The following is a 16,370-nucleotide window of genomic DNA, read 5'->3' on the forward strand; positions in this document are numbered from 1 at the left end:
ATCTTGTCCCCTTTTTCACTCTAAATAAGCCTCAAATATTCATCAATATCTTTAGAAATTTGTCTAAAAGCTTTATCCCAGAACGCATAACCTGTTATATCTATTTCAAAATGTTTTTTCATAAGCTCTTCCACTGGAGCTTTTCCTGTTTCTCGTAAAAACTCTTTATATTTCGAATGAAAAGTACTTTTACTTTCTTGAGCTATTTCTAATAAACTAAAACTAGCTAAATACCCAAATGTGTATGGATAATTATAAAAAGGAACATCTACAATATAAAATTGAACATATTTCATCCAAACAAACGGCTGATATTCTGATAATGCATTCCCGTATGCTTTTTCTTGCGCTGCTATAGATAATCTCTCGATTTCATCAGCACTTAAAGGACCTTCTTTACATTTTTCATAAAAATTCTTCTCAAATTCAAATGATGCTCGAATTGCCATTACATAATTACAACAGTTTCTTATTTTCCAACTAAGCAATGACTTTTTCATATCTATACTATCTGTTGTTTGAATTAGATAGTTTATAAGCACGGTTTCAAAGAATATAGACGCCGATTCAGCCGTACTCATTGGCAAATAATCATCTAAAAAAGAAGAGGATTGCTCAAAACTCATATTATAAAAGTGCCAAGCATGTCCTAGTTCGTGTGCAAGTACTCTTACACTATCAATACTTCCGTCATAACGCATAGAGATCCGTGATTCTTTTTCACCGAAGAAAGGAGCACAAAAGCCACCTGGTGGTTTATTCTCTCTCGGTTCCGCATCTACCCATCCATTCTCTATTGCATTCCGTGCAAATTCTGCTAATTCTTTATCTATATTTTCAAACGCATCGTATATGCTTTGAAGTGCTACTGAAAAAGGGATATTAACCTCATTATTTTCCTTTACTGTCATAAGTTCATGCCATGTAATTGAAGATTCCCCCTTCTTATACACGTTTAAAGCACTTACTAATGTATCAAGATTTTCTTCTGTCGCATTCCACATTTGTAATAATACAGTTTCAGAAATACCATTCGCATGTAGAGATTGAGTTAAAATCACTCTATCTTCTAATTCATTACTCTTTGTATTGCGTAATCTCCCTATTTGATTTAAGACAGTAGCGAAGATTTCTTTTTCCTTATGTAAGGCACTTGTTAATAACTCGAATACTTCTAATCTTTCCTTTTCATTATCACTATTCATTTCAATATTATTTGCTTGGCCAAATGATAATTGCTTATTATCGTGCTCTATTTCTATTTTATTCCTTAATTGTATGTACATATTTTCCCATGCGTTAAGTTCATCTTTTATTAACCTAGTATTAATATTATCGGAAGTTTCCACTTCACTTTTTTGTATTACTTGCTGCACTTCTCTTTTCAGATTTTTTACTGTAGCAGTCAATATGGTAAGATCAGATGAAACACTTTCTTCAGCTGATCGGCAATACAAAAAGTATTCTGCTTTTTCAATAGCTTGTATAAGTTTTGAAAGAATCGCTACATCTTTTGTCGCATAATATTGTTCTTTCAGCCCCAATATTGGAGTTAGAATATCCTCAATCGGATACAATCGATCTAAATCCCACTTAGCAATTTCATTCACTTTTATAGCCGCCTCCTATTTTTACAAATAGTTACAGATGTTTCTCCCCACACAATTATAAACGAAATGTAAAAATTTTAATATCTTTAAATATTTCGATTTATACAAACACATTCTTATTTATATTCTTTTCTTCTGCTACTGAAACGCACATAACATAAACATATGAATGCTACGGCTACTGGAATCAGTATTACTCCTCCAATAAAAGGATAAACTACTATACAACATGTAAAAGCTACTATAGAAAAAATTTTACCTAACCTATTCTTTATTAATTTCATTCCAGAAGCAGTACCTACTATGTATGTAACAACCCCTAACGAATTCGGTATTAAAACAATTTTATCTATACTAATATGGAAAACGAAACTTATTAACAAACCTATTATTGCAATACAACCTACAACTTTTACTGCATTTGTTGGTGTTTCTCTTTTTTTATTAATATGTGCTAAATAACGCGGTGCAACTTCTTCTTTTCCTAGTGAATAACCTAGGCGCCCCATACTTGCGATAAATGCATTTGTCGTCCCTAAACAAATGATAAAAGCTACAAATCCAATTATCCATGAAAATTAGCCGCCTAATGTTTGCTTGATTACAAGCACGAGAGCTGTCGTATTATCAGTATTTATATGATAAGATTTCGTTCCAATTACTGATAATGCAATACCAATATATAAAACTCCAATAATAACGATCGCAAATCCCGTAGATAAAATAATATTTCTTTTTCTAGGTGTTTTAAATTCTGGAGCCAAACTTGCAATGGCTTCCCAGCCGAAAAAAGACCAAAAAATTAATAAAGATGCATCTAAAATCGAATTTATTTTTTGCATAGAAATATATACATTTATATTTTTCATTTCAATATAAGGTAGTGAGCTAATAATCGTTACAATTAAAATAAAGAAAGTTAATACACCAATACACACTTGAAACCAACCACTCATTTTTAACCCGTATAAATTAAAACCAATTGAAATACTTAAAATAATAAGCGCTATAACGTAAGAGAAATATGGTGATAAAGCAAACACTCTCACTATATACATTCCACCAGTCATTGAGACTACGATTTGACCAACACTACCCGCAATAAAAAAACACCATCCTATAATAGCACCTATATTTTTACCGAAAGCTTTTTCTGCAAACGTGGCAATTCCACCTGCACTTGAGTACTCAATCGATAAAAAAGCGAACGTAAATGCAAGTGGAATACTAAGTAATATCATAACAAGCCAAGAAACAATCGCATTCCCTTCTGCTACACTCGCGGTCATACCAGGTAATATAAGGATTCCCGATCCTAAAACTGCTCCGACATATAAGGCTGTTCCCCTTTTAATAGAAATTGTTTCGTCAAAATGATTAGACATTACAAGCACCTCCATTTATATTTTAATTATAGAAAGTTATCAGTCTATTCAATATACAAAAGTGTATGTAATTTAACTTAAGGTTTTATATTATGTATTTGTTTAAGAAATTTACTTTCAATTTTGCAAAGGAGTATAATTCATGGATAAAATTGACAAGAAAATAACCCTATTGCTACAAGAAGATGCCAGAATGACAATTACAGAAATGACTGAGCACTTACACCTCAGCCGCCCTAGTGTTACCGAAAGACTAAAGAGATTACAAGATGCAGGAATAATTGAGAAATATACCGCACGGATATCATTAGATGCAGTTGGAAAATCAATTCAAGCATTTTTAAGAATTGAAAATCTAAAGATTCCTTGTAAAAAATTTGAGGAGAAAATCTACGAAGAATATAGAATACTCGAATGTCATCGAGTAACAGGTGAAAGTAGCTATTACTTAAAAGTAGCAGTTCACTCTATGAAAGAATTAGAGGAATTAATTGATATCGTTATTCCGTTTGGCACGGTGAAAACTTCGATGATATTATCTTCACCGATACCATATAGACCGATTATTACAGATTAATAAGAAAAAAGGATTGATCAAAAGACCAATCCTTTACTCTACCTCATTTAAGAAGAACAATGTTAACGCACCAGGTCCTGTATGCGCACCGATTGCTGCTCCAATTGTATTTACAATAAATACTTCACAACCAAATCTTTCCGTAATTAATGTTTTTAAAGCCTCAGCTGTTTCTAAGTCATCACCGTGAGTCATAGCGATTGTTTGACCTTTAAGGTCTTTTCCGCGCTCTTCCATAATATCTACAATTCGGCCAAGTACTTTCTTTTTCCCTCGTACTTTTTCAAGTGGTACAAGCTTTCCTTCTTCCACGTTTAAGATTGGCTTAATATTTAGTAAACCACCGATAAAACCAGCTACTTTACTTAAACGTCCACCTTTCACAAGGTACTGTAAATCAGCTACAGTGAAGATGTGCTCCATATGGTTCATTAGAAAATCAACACGTTTTAAAATATCTTCCTTTGATGCGCCGTCTTTTGCCATTTTAGCAGCTTCTAATACGACAAGCCCTTGACCAAGCGAAGCACATTTCGTATCGATAATTTCTAAATCTAAATCAGCATATGTTTCTTTCACTTCTTCTTTAATAACAACTGACGATTGATATGTACCAGACAGTTCAGATGAAAAAGCTAAATATATACAAGGATTACCTTCTTTTGCATAAGAAATAAATTTTTCTTGGAAAGTTTCAAGTGAAGGCAATGACGTTCTATAAACAGCGCCTTCTCTCATGTTTTGCAATAATGTAACTGACTCTAATGTAACTCCATCTAAATACTCTGTTTCTGCTTCATCATAAACACGGAGTGGAATTAAATCAATATCATATGCTTGCAGCAATTCTACCGGTAAATCCGCCGCACTATCCGTAATGATTTTAACACCCATTTTTAAACCTCTATTCTGTTATAAATATAAAAAATATAAAATAAAAATAGTACTTTTAAATTATATACGTAAAACTTAAATGAAGAAAGGAAAAGACTTTATATTGTATGCACTATTCTTCAAAACTTGAACTGTTATTAAAAATCATTCCATTTTAACCATTTTTTTATTGTTATTTTTTCTATAACACAAATAATTTTATGGGAATTTTACATAATTGCATTTAAATTATTTAATTTAGGATAATCTTTTCAAATTTATACTGTTTAAAATTTAAAAGCTAAATCCAATAAAGTAGTGCTTTGTTTTACTGAAAAGAGGTTGCGGAAACAACCGCCTATTTATTTGGAATAAAATAAATCTTTTATATAAAGGGTCCATAATTAAATACACTTAACTTCATATGATATATTGCATCCTTTCTTTTTAGAATGAGTAGTCATTACTGAAGGGCACTTTTCGAAGTGCTCTTATATTTAAATCCCTCTTCCTTTTCCCCTATTTCAAGAGGAGTTTTTGACCAAATCTTAATACGATTTGTATCACTCAGGCTGGCAATTACCACATTTCCTTAATAGTTTCAATTAATACAGTAGCTGCTAATTAAAATAACTCTATGATCTCTATACGCATAAACTAATTTTCATTTTGACTATGTAACACTAAATTCACAAGATTATTATCCTCTGTTTGGTGAAGCCATCATTTCAATACCAGTAAACCCATACCTTCAACTAATAACTTAAATAAATGTGCTATATCAAGGTTCTTTTGATATAGCATCTTATGTTTTATATAATGAAGATAGCGCTAATATTCCGAAGGAGGATGTATATGAGTATTCAATTGGCCACATCTAACGATTTAGAATGGATTAACAATCAATATGATTCAATAGGATTTGTACGAAGTGATTTAAAAAGTGATAAAGTTGCAATTATTACATACAACAACGAGTATGCAGGTATGGGTCGATTAGTCCACATAGATGAAGATACTATAGAAATGGGCGGGATTTTTATTCTTCCTAAATTTAGAGGTCTACAATTAGCTAAGAAGCTCGTGTCATTCTTAATACAAACTGCGAAAACATTAGAAATACAAAACGTATATTGTCTTCCTTTTGAAGAACTCGAGAGTTTTTATAAAACATACGGCTTTACTGATGTTGATACAACGAAAGAAATTGTCCATCCAATTATTCTAAAAAAATATAATTGGTGTTTAGAAAATTATGATAAACATGTATTACTATTTAAATTGTGAGTCCTGTAAAAAAAGAAGTGAATACACTTTATTTTACACATCAGTTTATAACAAGTAATTATCAATGTTTTTTATTAAATTCTTAAATTAAACCACATATAATCCAAATTTTATATCTGTTTTTAATAAGTGTTAGTAAGTTTGTTTTCAAACATGTTAGCACTTATTTTTTTATAGACCTAAATAGATTCATATAATAAAGTAACTATCCCCGTTAGCAAAAATTAGTATTCATAAATATTACACTGAATTTATTGAGGAAAAACCATTTGTAGCATTTAGAGAATATATTCATTTTTATTTCATTCGTACTTGTACTTCCTGTTCTTGTATTACTTGAACGACTAATTCCAGTACAATATTTTGCATTAATTGATACATATTATTATGAAATGTACTTTGTTCTGATATGTATTCAATACATTGATAAATATAGCCTTCTACAAATAAGCTCCCTTTTTCAACTGTAAATGTATTTTGTCCATTTTTTATTACTTTTGGCACTAAGAATTCAGTTTTTGTCAAAACAATCTCCTGTTCCACCTCTTTTATTCCTATGACTTTTTCTTTAAATACAACTTTTTCTCGTAAAATAATTTCACCTTTATATTTTCCTATTTCTATTGGTAGCTTGGCTGTTATAACATTATTTATTTCTCCTTCATTTTCACCCTCTAATACTATGCTATGTATTGGGGTCCATGAAGATGTCTCTACCTTTTTCTCTTCAATATTCCCTATAACTTTTTTATTATATAATTCCATAAGCACTCTCTTTTCATGAAGATTAAAAGAAACTATTTCACAATAAGCCTCCGAATGATACTGTTGTACTGTAGTTAATAACTTAGAATCTAATTCACGCCTACCTACATCTTTTTCATTTTGAAAAACAAACGCTTCTTGATTTTTTATGTTTATTTTTGGAAATATTTTAAAACTTGACACTTCAGAAATAATAGAAAATGGTGTTTTCACTACCATTGAACGCACTGAAGATTCTAATTGTGATTCAGATGTTGCATTTTCTTTCTTTACTTCAGATACTTCTTCTTCTTTCTTTACTTCAGATACTTCCTCCTCTTTCTTTACTTCACATACTTCCTCTTCTTTCTTTACTTCACATACTTCCTCTTCTTTCTTTACTTCACATACTTCCTCTTCTTTCTTTACTTCAGATACTTCCTCTTCTTTCTTTACTATTCTTTCTCGTGAATTATCTTGTTTATTTAGATCTTTATACTTGTGAATTTCATCCCATAGCACCTTACCAATCCATGGCTTATTCATCACCATCCCCCCATCTAATAAAATTCAGGAAAATATGTTATTTTACACGTATTCATTTTCATCATTATATATGTTTTATAATAATAAAAAAGACATTGTCTTTTTATCAAAGACAATGCTTTTTTAGTTTTATACTTGTACTTGTTGTACTTGTAAAACTTTTAAAGTAAGATCTAGTACAATTTTTTCACGAAGAGTATCAAATGGTTCATTTAGGTCTGTTGGACAAGGCGAAAAGTCTAATTCGAAAAATTGAGCGCTAACTAACTCGCAATATGGTTGTTCGTTATAAAAAACTGTATTTTCGAAGAAGTATTTGTCTAAACGTGGTAAATCACCATTTTTAGGATTAATAAAGTGAGAAGTAGTATCTGAGGAAGCAGCTACTATAGCTAATGATAGAAAATCAGCTTCTGTTAAATCTGCAAAACCAGAAAATGGAACATTTGCAATACGGTCATATAGCACTCCATTACACTCATCATTTGCATACTCAATATTTTTTCGAATATATCCTTGTACAAATAATTTTGCTCTTGTAACTCTTCGGTAAGGTGTACCTGGTACTGGTTCGAATGCTACAGGAACTAACTTACATTGTGTTAAAAATGCATTTTTTAAGATACGTTTAATTTCAACTGCTGGAGGATCTAATGAAATATCAGATTCTACAACAATTTGAATCGTTCTTTCTGCTAATACAACTGGTATTTTTACAATTGGTGCTCCTGGAGTAGTAATTGGTGTTGCAGGTGCATCACTTAATGGTGTTTGAGTTTGTCCTGCTACCTGACATGGTACATTAATTGGGCATTGTTCACTCATATTTTATAATCTCCTTTATAAAAAAATTAGAGTTTTTTAACTCTCTTTACTGTATATGTATTTTTTCTATTAATGCGTGGGTTTGTATCATAGTCACTTTTATCATTTGCAAATAAAGATAGTATTCTATCTTTATTAGTCAAATACACACAGTTTAATATAATTAGTTTTTATGAATATTTACCTATTAAAAAAATTCTTAACTATTATCGCGGAAAAACACCATAATATGTTGATTAAGTTCAATAGTAAAAAGGATATCCATATTTTCGAAGAAACTTTCAAAAATCTATTCTTAAATTTATTAAGACAAATAAAATTAATTTTGTTAATTTCTTCATTCCATAATATCTATGCAACAGCAAATTAATATTGGATGCACCTTATTGTTAAAAAATAAAAACCGACTTTTTCAAGTCGATTTTTATACCCAATTTGTAATTTTAAAAAAGAGTAATTAACACGAATTTTATAGGATTTTCTAGACTTTTTCTGTTGTACAATTGTACAAATTCATTCATTTACCTATTATCCACAAAATAAGCATCATACGCCTTATCAAAAACATATCCTAGCTTTTCTGCTAGTTTAGCAGACGTAGTATTCGCTGCATCCCAATTTGGATATATTCTTTTTTCTAGACAGTCCAAGATTAGCGCTGCACTAACTATAGTCGCCAACCCTTTTCTTCTATGATTGTGATCAGTCGCCACTTCAATTTCAATGCCATTATCATAAATACTATAAGATGATGCACCACATACAACTTCATCTTTATATAAAACGCTATAACCTATACCTCGGTTTATATAATCTTCCACCGTTTGAAATTGACTTGTAAAATCTTCAGAGACCTTATGTAATGTGGGAATATTTACGATATGTTCATCTATTTTTCGTAACTCGTATCCTTTTGGAAGCGCTGATATAAAAGATTGTAATTTTGAATGATTAAAAACTTCCGCATTCCGTTTGAACTTATAGCGTAAAAACTTATCTATTTTTCTTTCGTAACATGTTTCTAAACGCTTTTTCCACTCTTCACTATTTGCGATTACTAACATTCTATCAGGAATGTTACGTACTAATTCTTCAGTTTCTTTCGCATTCGAATCACCAGCGTAAAATGTAAAGATCCCTACCGTAACTTGCGCTACTGTTGGATTTTCAAGATTATTTACCCAAGCAGTACCCATATGTCCTTGTAAATAAGAAAGTAAAACAACGTTATTGAAATCCTCGAACATAGTAACTAATTTTTCTCTCGTATGTATACTCGCTTCATATATCATGTACATTCCCGCTTTCTTTGGAATCAGTTTAACTCTACTTTTCATATATAAACAAAAGTTTATTAAACTATATATAATCGTAAAATATTCGTAAATATAAAATTATTATAACATCTAATGAATAGTAAGCGACTGTCCTGTATAAAGGTTAACAGTAAATATACTTAATAATAATTTGCAATCTACATGTAACCGATTATCATCTTTTATTATGTAATACCCCTCAATACTCGTTTGAGGGTTCATTTAAATACGTATGTTATAACTCATTCTTATAAATATATGATTCTGTTCCTCCAATCTTATATACTTTAGTCAATTTAACAACTGACTTGTACGTATTATTGTCATTCGTCACCATCTTTTTCATCTCTTCTATTTCAGCATTACCAGTTCCACTCTCGATTTTCAAACAATTCGAAATATTGAGGTGCCCACTCGATGCGAAAAGAATAATAAACGTAAGATCAGGGAAATTAATGAACAGTATTCCAAACTTTAAAGGATTCGTAGCCGTATCAGATAAAACTAATTGAAAGTTTAATAGTTCTGGCACTTGAACAAAATCTTTAGAAACAATCGCTTCACCTATTATAGTAATTTGCTTTACGACATTCCCCATCTCATCTATAAATTCAGTACAACTAGGTGCATCAATTGTTTTTGCTTGTAGTGATAAATTCAATTCTGGATTGTAAAAGTCAAAAAAGAGTGTACTACCCTCTGTTAAACATTGCGGACAAACATTTCCAAGTAAACTAAAATCCTCTTCAATAAATTTAACTTTCGTTTTACAACTACAAACTTTTCCTATTCGAATTGCATCAATCCTAGAGCAATCTACAAAAATAACCTCATTGTCCTCTTGTACGAAGGATACGATACCATTCCTCTTATTAAATGAAAGAAAATAAGATACAACAATTTCGTTTCCGGCGATTACAATACTCTCAACTTTTGTAAAAGGCTCTAGACTTCGCAAAAATTCACAAATACTATTTTGGCAGCATTGATAATTTCGTTTCGGCTCACAACCCACTTACACTCCATCCCTTTCCTATATGTTTTATCTAATACATATAATATGAACGGAGCATAAAAAAGCTTGGACAATATAACTTTAACTCAGGAATATAGGTACTTACTTATCACATTAATAATGAAATTACGCCAATAATGAGTAATAACACATAAATTTCCCTATAAATACATATAACAATTTCATCTTTCATGAAAAAAACGTTATAATAAGGTGTAGCCTCTACGATTACGTTATAAAGGAGAATAAAACAATGGCTAAAATTAAAGTATACCAAGCAAAAGAAGAAAATATGGATGCAGTAAAGAACATCATTGATGTTGAGGAACAAAACCCAACTGCTGAAAACTTACAAAATCTATATGCATGTGTATTAGAAACAGAAGATATGGCATTGCCTGAATCATACATTGAAGAAGATATCTTAATTGATTCTATGGAAGTTATGGTTAACGCTTCTCAAAACAAACTAAGAGACTTAGGTGCATACGATGTAATCGAAGTTCAAAACAAAGGTAAGAAGACACAAATTTTATTATTAGCAGACGAAGAATACGAAATTATCGAAGGCTAATCTAAATCCGTACATACGAAAAAGCTCCTTTCCAATTGGAAAGGAGCTTTTTCATTACGCTTTTGATGTTTCACTCTTTTTATTCGTTTGTTTTTTCTTAATTACCATACGCTCATTTCCCATAAAGAAAATAAATATGAATGCTAGACCTGCTGGTACCAATGCCCACATAAATGTTTGAACGATGGAGCTAGAAAGAGCATCAATAATTTTATCTAATATTTGCGGCGGGATTTGAGATCTTGCCGATTCTGATAGAATAGCTCTTGAATCTCCTAAAGCGTTTGTATTCATTCCTCCGCTCATACCTTTAAAAGCTTCTTCTAATTGATCTTGGAAACCTGTTCTTTGAATCATTCCGAAGATTGTAATACCAAGTGTCATTCCTAGTGAACGAATGAAATTACTCGTTGAAGTTGCAGAACCACGCTGCTCCATACCGAAGTTGTGAATAGCTGCCATACTTAGTACAGAGAATGAGAAACCTACTCCAAATCCAATAATAATCATATAAACCGTTAATAATATACGACTTGTTTCTGGCGTTAATGTGCTTAATAAGAATAGTCCAATTAGCATAATAACAGCAGAAATAATCATAATGTTTCGGTAGCTAAGCTTCGTCGTTAAAAATCCACCTAATTGAGCTGTTACGACTGATCCTAACATCATCGGTAAAAGTAATAATCCTGAGTTTGTTGCGCTACCACCGTATACACCTTGAATGAATAACGGTATGTATACAGTTGCTGACATGAACGCAGCACCGTAACATAATGCAATAATGGTACTCATTCCGAATAAACGTTGTTTAAACATTTCAAATGAAATGATCGGTTCTTCTACTTTACGTTCAATAAAAATAAATGCAATAATTAAAATAGCGAATCCGCCAAATAAACTTAAAATAAAGTTAGAATCCCAATCATACTTTTGTCCACCTAGTTCTAAAGCAAACATTAGCGAAACTACTGCACCAACTAAAGTAATTGCGCCAAACCAATCAATTTTTTGCTTTCTATGAACTCGTGATTCTTTATAAAAGAATGTAATAAAAATAAGTGCTAAAACGCCAAGCGGTAAGTTAATGTAAAATACCCAGTGCCAGCTTATGTAATCTGTAATATACGCACCAAGCAACGGACCAAAAATACTTGATAAACCAAATACTGCTCCGAATAATCCACCCATTTTCCCGCGCTTTTCAGGAGGGAAAATATCAAAAACGATTGTAAACGCGATCGGCACTAATGCCCCGCCGCCAATACCTTGAATGGCACGATAAATACCTAACTGTGTAATATTTTCAGCAGTACCACAAAGTGCCGAACCAATCATAAAGACGATTAAACCGAAAATAAAGAATCTCTTTCTACCATACATATCTGATAGTTTTCCGAATATCGGCATACCTGCCATTTCTGCGACCATATAGGCAGAAACGACCCATACAAAATTTTCAAGGCCTCCTAAGTCACCAACAATCGTTCCCATCGCTGTTACGACAATGGTATTGTCCATTGATGCCATTAAAATACCTAGCAATAAGCCCGCCACAACAAAGCCGAGCTTATTATTCTTCTCAACCATAACCTTGCTCTCCCTCGTACTACTTATATTTGTTTATGTTCTTTTACGACTGCATTACCTTTTTGGTTAAAACTAGTATAATATTCTACAACACTAATTTCACATCCTGGACCAATGGTAACGTTGTTTCCTCTTACAACTTCAGCAATCGTATGCTCTAAATAAATTTCATCTCCTTCAATGATAGACGTTTGGAGGCTTCCAGCATGACTTGTAAATGGAATAAATCTCGCTTTTTTATGAACGGTAATCTTCTTACCACCAATCTCTCTTACTTTACTTCCTTCATAACGAAGTGAAATATCAATATTTTCAGCATTAAGTAATCCATCACTTTCAAGGCCACCAGTTAGTGATAGTTCTTCAACTTCAATATCTCCTTTCACATTTAAAGCGCCTTTCACATCTACGAAATCACCAGTAAACTTCCCTTTAACTTCTATCATACCTCTTACTTTCGTTTTTTCAATATGGGCATCACTATTCATTTGTGTATTTCCGTATACTTTTACATATTCAGCAGTTACATTTCCTTGTACTTCACTATCTCCATACACGACATAATTTTTCACTTTCATATTACCGCGCACTTCACTCGTTCCGTACGTTTTAAATTCATTACAGCTCATATCATTAGAAATCGTTCCTTCACCGCGAATCTTCACTTTGTTATAATCCCCGCCTGCTGAACTACCAGAACCATTGACAGTAAGACTATGTTGATGTTCCATATTATTTTCTCCCTCCCATTAAACCTGCTTCATTTCTTTTACATTTGCGTTTTTATCAACAGTAAGAACACCAGTATATTCAATCAATTCAATCTCACAGTTCGCTCCTACTGTAACATTGTTTCCTCTTACCGTTTTTATGTGAGCATAATCAATATCGATATTGTCACCTTCTAATAGTTCAGCCTCTAATTGCATACCAAATACCGATTTAAACAGTCTACTAAAAGTACTTAGTCTATGTTTTACTTTAATCGTTTGACCACCAATTTCTTTCGCTCGACATGTACCGTGAATATTAATATTTATTTCATCGGCGCTTAATAATCCACCAATTGTAAATTGTCCTTCTGAAGAAAAAGTATCCACTTCACAATTACCATCAATCGTTGCTTGACCGTTGATTTTAAATTCTTCACCAGTTACATTTCCACCTATCGTACCTTTTCCTGCAATTTTTAAACTGTTCGCCTTCACATCTTGCGTAATTGTTGCTTTTCCATCAATTCGCATCGTTTCCGCAATAACTGTACCATCGACTTTACCCGATCCACTAATTCTTGCATTGCTACTTTTCAAATTTCCAGTAACAGCACCGTAACCGTTACATTCAAATTGATCACATTCAACATTTCCATTAACAGTACCTTTTCCATTTAATTGCACTTTAAGAAACTCGCCGCCATTCGATGAACCGTAACCATTTATAATCAAATTATCTGTACGCATACTTTCTCCTCCACTACAACAGTTTCGTTTTTAATGCTTCGGTATATTTCATAATCGCTTCGCGTAAAACTATTTTGGTACCTTTTTCAAAAATTAAATCGTCCACGTTTGAAACTAAGAAACATGTAGAAATCCCTAACTTTCGGACGATGATTAAGTCACAAGCTTTATGCTTAATCGCCTCATAATTTTCACGTAAAACTTGCAAGACCATTTTTCCTTCTTCTAAACTAATCTCTCCCGATTGTAGTAATTCTTCTAACATATACACATAAAGAATATCTACAAATTGAAACTCTGTTGTTTTATTCGTTTGTTCTATGAAGAATTGTAAAACTGGCTCTGATGCAATTCCTTTACGTAAGACGTCTTCCTTTGTTAAAAGGATTTCTCTTACACTCGGTGAAAACATATTTGCTAGTTCATCAAGTGATAAATCTTCTTTCATCGTTTGGATTTTATCAATACGCTCTAATATCTTTTCTTTCGGAAAAAATGTCTCTTGACCCGTGAATGTTGACTTTCGTACAAACCAATCTTCCGGTATTAAATTTTTTCTTTTCCACCTATATAACTGTCCGTATGAAATACCAGTTAGTTCTAATAAATCTTTTTTTGAAATTAAATCTGTACTCAACTGTATAACACTCCTTCCTGATAACAATGTAACATAACACTGTTACGCTGTAAATAGACTTTTATCATAAGTAGCGTAACAATGTGTAAAACAACCCTCTTTCACACAAAAAAATAAGGTTCTCACGCATCCTATAAAATGCGTAAAAACCCTTATATATCAGCATGTAAACCATATTTCATAAAAATCAATCCACCCTTGTGAATTAATCATTATATTTTGTACTTTTTCGTGAGAAGTTACTTGTTGTTTGTTACGATATAAAGGAATAATATGAATGTGACGCAACAAAGTGTCCTCAATATTGCGTAACAATGTAACTCTATTCTCTAAATGTTCTTCTTTAAAATACGGGGACAACATTTTATGAAAGTTCATGCTGCTTTGCCCATGAATAAAGCTATTTTTTGTAAGAAACATATATAGCAGACTATCTTCAATACGTTCACTAATAGTTGCACTATCATGCATCATATCAGCCTTTTGTATCGTACTGATTTCCAATAACTCTTCAACTTCAAGAAATTTATTTTCTACACGAATCCCATACTTCGCACACTCTTTCTGAATCCATTGTGCATCTTCTACGTGATCTTGTCCTGTAAATGTGTAGAGTTGTAGCACTTCATAATGGTACGTACTCCTTTTAATTAAACTAGCTATATCTTCCTCAATCTCTACTATGCTTTCATTTGCTAATATTAGTTTCTTTGCCACTTCTCCACGTTCGCCGCAGAGCTCTTGAACAATTTTATCGCCATGAATAATTTTATAAAGCGCCTTTCGAAACAACTCATCTTGCATTGGCCCTTCTTTTACAAGATTGCACGTTACATATGTCACGTTCGATTCAAGCCGAGACAACTCTTTATTGGGCTTTTCTTTATCTTTATACTGCGTCTTTACTAATACATCATACGTATTTACATTTTGCTCTACATTCATTAGTTCAATTCGGTCAAGAAAAGGTCTTTCACGATAATATAAATCATGCACTTCTAATACAAATAACTGTGCATTTTTCTCACGTAATATAAAAGGACCTGTACCAATAAAGCTTCCTTTTTCATCTTCATGTACGATAGAACACTGTTCTGCACTTAGCATATGTAAAAACATCCTATTTTCCGTATGTAATTGAATTTCAACAACAAATTCATCCACTGCATGGACATTTTTAACATGTTGCAACATCCATGCGTGTGGGTTGTTTTCCGCTTTCATAAATCGATTTAATGAATGTATAACATCATGTGCGGTAAGTCGTTTTCTATTATGAAGATGAACGCCTTTTCTTAAATAAAATGTCCAAACCTTTTCAGCGTCATTATATTGCCAGTGAAAAGCAAGTCTTGGCTCTATACAATTTGTTTCCTCATTCACATATACGAGTGTATCAAAAATATGTTTAACCATATGACATTCTGAGCGCATCGTAGCGTATACCGGATCTAAAGCGATGTCTAGATTCATTTGTACTTGCAACCGAAGTACATCTTTTCTTCCATCAGGTGTCCTTTCTATTTTATGACCAAATATTGAATCTACCCAAGCTTCATATTCTTTCTTTACTGATGGAAATTGTGAGCTGTAGCGTTCCACAAATGAGATTCCACTTTTCACATCCCCTTTTTTCGTTAGTTCTTTTCCTCTGTCTAAAATCAATGTCATCGGTTGCTTTTGAAATATTAATTTAGAACGATTCCCTCTTCCGCGCCCTGGAAACCAAGCGATCCAATTTAACTCTTCTAATTTTTTTATTATTAATTTACTATTACGCTCCGTACAAAATAATGTTTCTGCTATCATTTGTACGGTTACTTCTAATTGTTCTCCTTCTTGTCTCCCTTTACCATAGGTACACCATAGTGCAATATACTGATCTAAAATAAACATCATAATCCCCCTAAAAGGTGAAAAATAACCCCTTT

14 protein-coding genes and 1 pseudogene are annotated in these 16,370 nt (G+C 32.2%); 3 read left to right on the plus strand and 12 right to left on the minus strand.

The window, feature by feature from the left end; translation table 11 throughout:
• Positions 1-20: 20 nt before the first annotated feature.
• Both ILS93_RS02120 and ILS93_RS02125 read right to left on the minus strand, forming a co-directional pair.
• Positions 21-1,610, minus strand: a complete 1,590-nt coding sequence (locus ILS93_RS02120; protein ID WP_064475547.1) for a M3 family metallopeptidase — start codon at positions 1,608-1,610, stop codon at positions 21-23.
• 116 nt (positions 1,611-1,726) lie between these two features.
• A pseudogene (locus ILS93_RS02125) lies at positions 1,727-2,995 on the minus strand (APC family permease).
• Between the two features lie 142 nt (positions 2,996-3,137).
• Here ILS93_RS02125 and ILS93_RS02130 point away from each other — a divergent pair.
• Positions 3,138-3,572, plus strand: a complete 435-nt coding sequence (locus tag ILS93_RS02130; RefSeq protein ID WP_000357671.1) for an Lrp/AsnC family transcriptional regulator — start codon at positions 3,138-3,140, stop codon at positions 3,570-3,572.
• Positions 3,573-3,605: 33 nt separating this feature from the next.
• Here ILS93_RS02130 and ILS93_RS02135 read toward each other — a convergent pair whose 3' ends face one another.
• Positions 3,606-4,466, minus strand: a complete 861-nt coding sequence (locus ILS93_RS02135) for a DegV family protein (protein WP_000538283.1) — start codon at positions 4,464-4,466, stop codon at positions 3,606-3,608.
• Positions 4,467-5,300: 834 nt separating this feature from the next.
• Between ILS93_RS02135 and ILS93_RS02140 the strand changes: the two genes are divergently transcribed.
• On the plus strand, positions 5,301-5,732 hold the full coding sequence (locus ILS93_RS02140; protein ID WP_222659831.1) for a GNAT family N-acetyltransferase: 432 nt from the start codon (positions 5,301-5,303) through the stop codon (positions 5,730-5,732).
• Between the two features lie 297 nt (positions 5,733-6,029).
• On the opposite strand, the gene ILS93_RS02145 is transcribed toward ILS93_RS02140, so the two are convergent.
• From ILS93_RS02145 to ILS93_RS02160, 4 genes are all read right to left on the minus strand, one after another.
• Entirely contained in the window at positions 6,030-7,028 is a 999-nt protein-coding gene (locus tag ILS93_RS02145; protein WP_483861618.1) for a BC_2427 family protein, read from the minus strand.
• Between the two features lie 123 nt (positions 7,029-7,151).
• Complete coding sequence (locus ILS93_RS02150) at positions 7,152-7,847, minus strand: CsxC family protein (protein WP_001294980.1); 696 nt, start codon at positions 7,845-7,847, stop codon at positions 7,152-7,154.
• A gap of 521 nt (positions 7,848-8,368) precedes the next feature.
• Positions 8,369-9,139, minus strand: a complete 771-nt coding sequence (locus ILS93_RS02155; RefSeq protein ID WP_222659835.1) for a GNAT family N-acetyltransferase — start codon at positions 9,137-9,139, stop codon at positions 8,369-8,371.
• A 259-nt stretch (positions 9,140-9,398) separates the two neighbouring features.
• A complete protein-coding gene (locus tag ILS93_RS02160) occupies positions 9,399-10,178 on the minus strand; it encodes a BC_2878 family exosporium-associated protein (protein WP_222659837.1) in 780 nt (259 codons plus the stop codon).
• A gap of 253 nt (positions 10,179-10,431) precedes the next feature.
• On the opposite strand from ILS93_RS02160, the gene ILS93_RS02165 reads away from it, so the two are divergent.
• Complete coding sequence (locus ILS93_RS02165; protein ID WP_001062728.1) at positions 10,432-10,752, plus strand: hypothetical protein; 321 nt, start codon at positions 10,432-10,434, stop codon at positions 10,750-10,752.
• A 54-nt stretch (positions 10,753-10,806) separates the two neighbouring features.
• Here the strand turns inward: ILS93_RS02165 and ILS93_RS02170 are convergent, their stop codons facing one another.
• The 5 genes from ILS93_RS02170 to ILS93_RS02190 all read right to left on the minus strand — a co-directional run bounded on the left by ILS93_RS02170 (position 10,807) and on the right by ILS93_RS02190 (position 16,335).
• A complete protein-coding gene (locus ILS93_RS02170; protein WP_000229631.1) occupies positions 10,807-12,342 on the minus strand; it encodes an MDR family MFS transporter in 1,536 nt (511 codons plus the stop codon).
• A 23-nt stretch (positions 12,343-12,365) separates the two neighbouring features.
• Positions 12,366-13,073, minus strand: coding sequence for a cytoplasmic protein (locus tag ILS93_RS02175; RefSeq protein WP_098103611.1), 708 nt, complete (start codon positions 13,071-13,073; stop codon positions 12,366-12,368).
• 18 nt (positions 13,074-13,091) lie between these two features.
• Positions 13,092-13,802: a bactofilin family protein gene (locus ILS93_RS02180; protein ID WP_098103612.1), complete on the minus strand. Its 711-nt coding sequence runs from the start codon at positions 13,800-13,802 to the stop codon at positions 13,092-13,094.
• A 13-nt stretch (positions 13,803-13,815) separates the two neighbouring features.
• The gene (locus ILS93_RS02185; RefSeq protein ID WP_000102255.1) at positions 13,816-14,439 is read right to left on the minus strand and encodes a YhbD family protein; all 624 of its coding nucleotides are present in this window, start codon (positions 14,437-14,439) and stop codon (positions 13,816-13,818) included.
• 159 nt (positions 14,440-14,598) lie between these two features.
• Complete coding sequence (locus ILS93_RS02190) at positions 14,599-16,335, minus strand: ABC transporter substrate-binding protein (protein WP_222655311.1); 1,737 nt, start codon at positions 16,333-16,335, stop codon at positions 14,599-14,601.
• Positions 16,336-16,370 lie beyond the last annotated feature (35 nt).

The organism is Bacillus sp. 16GRE42, from assembly GCF_019837435.1.
Classification (GTDB): Bacteria; Bacillota; Bacilli; order Bacillales; family Bacillaceae_G; genus Bacillus_A; species Bacillus_A wiedmannii.

What these genes read in the sequence shown, in the direction of transcription:
- ILS93_RS02140 (WP_222659831.1), top strand. Translation starts at nt 5,301, where the DNA reads ATGAGTATTCAATTGGCCACATCTAACGATTTAGAATGGATTAACAAT.
- ILS93_RS02130 (WP_000357671.1), top strand. Translation starts at nt 3,138, where the DNA reads ATGGATAAAATTGACAAGAAAATAACCCTATTGCTACAAGAAGATGCC.
- ILS93_RS02190 (WP_222655311.1), bottom strand. Translation starts at nt 16,335, where the DNA reads ATGTTTATTTTAGATCAGTATATTGCACTATGGTGTACCTATGGTAAA.
- ILS93_RS02150 (WP_001294980.1), bottom strand. Translation starts at nt 7,847, where the DNA reads ATGAGTGAACAATGCCCAATTAATGTACCATGTCAGGTAGCAGGACAA.
- ILS93_RS02135 (WP_000538283.1), bottom strand. Translation starts at nt 4,466, where the DNA reads ATGGGTGTTAAAATCATTACGGATAGTGCGGCGGATTTACCGGTAGAA.
- ILS93_RS02145 (WP_483861618.1), bottom strand. Translation starts at nt 7,028, where the DNA reads ATGGTGATGAATAAGCCATGGATTGGTAAGGTGCTATGGGATGAAATT.
- ILS93_RS02165 (WP_001062728.1), top strand. Translation starts at nt 10,432, where the DNA reads ATGGCTAAAATTAAAGTATACCAAGCAAAAGAAGAAAATATGGATGCA.
- ILS93_RS02155 (WP_222659835.1), bottom strand. Translation starts at nt 9,139, where the DNA reads ATGATATATGAAGCGAGTATACATACGAGAGAAAAATTAGTTACTATG.
- ILS93_RS02180 (WP_098103612.1), bottom strand. Translation starts at nt 13,802, where the DNA reads ATGCGTACAGATAATTTGATTATAAATGGTTACGGTTCATCGAATGGC.
- ILS93_RS02170 (WP_000229631.1), bottom strand. Translation starts at nt 12,342, where the DNA reads ATGGTTGAGAAGAATAATAAGCTCGGCTTTGTTGTGGCGGGCTTATTG.
- ILS93_RS02175 (WP_098103611.1), bottom strand. Translation starts at nt 13,073, where the DNA reads ATGGAACATCAACATAGTCTTACTGTCAATGGTTCTGGTAGTTCAGCA.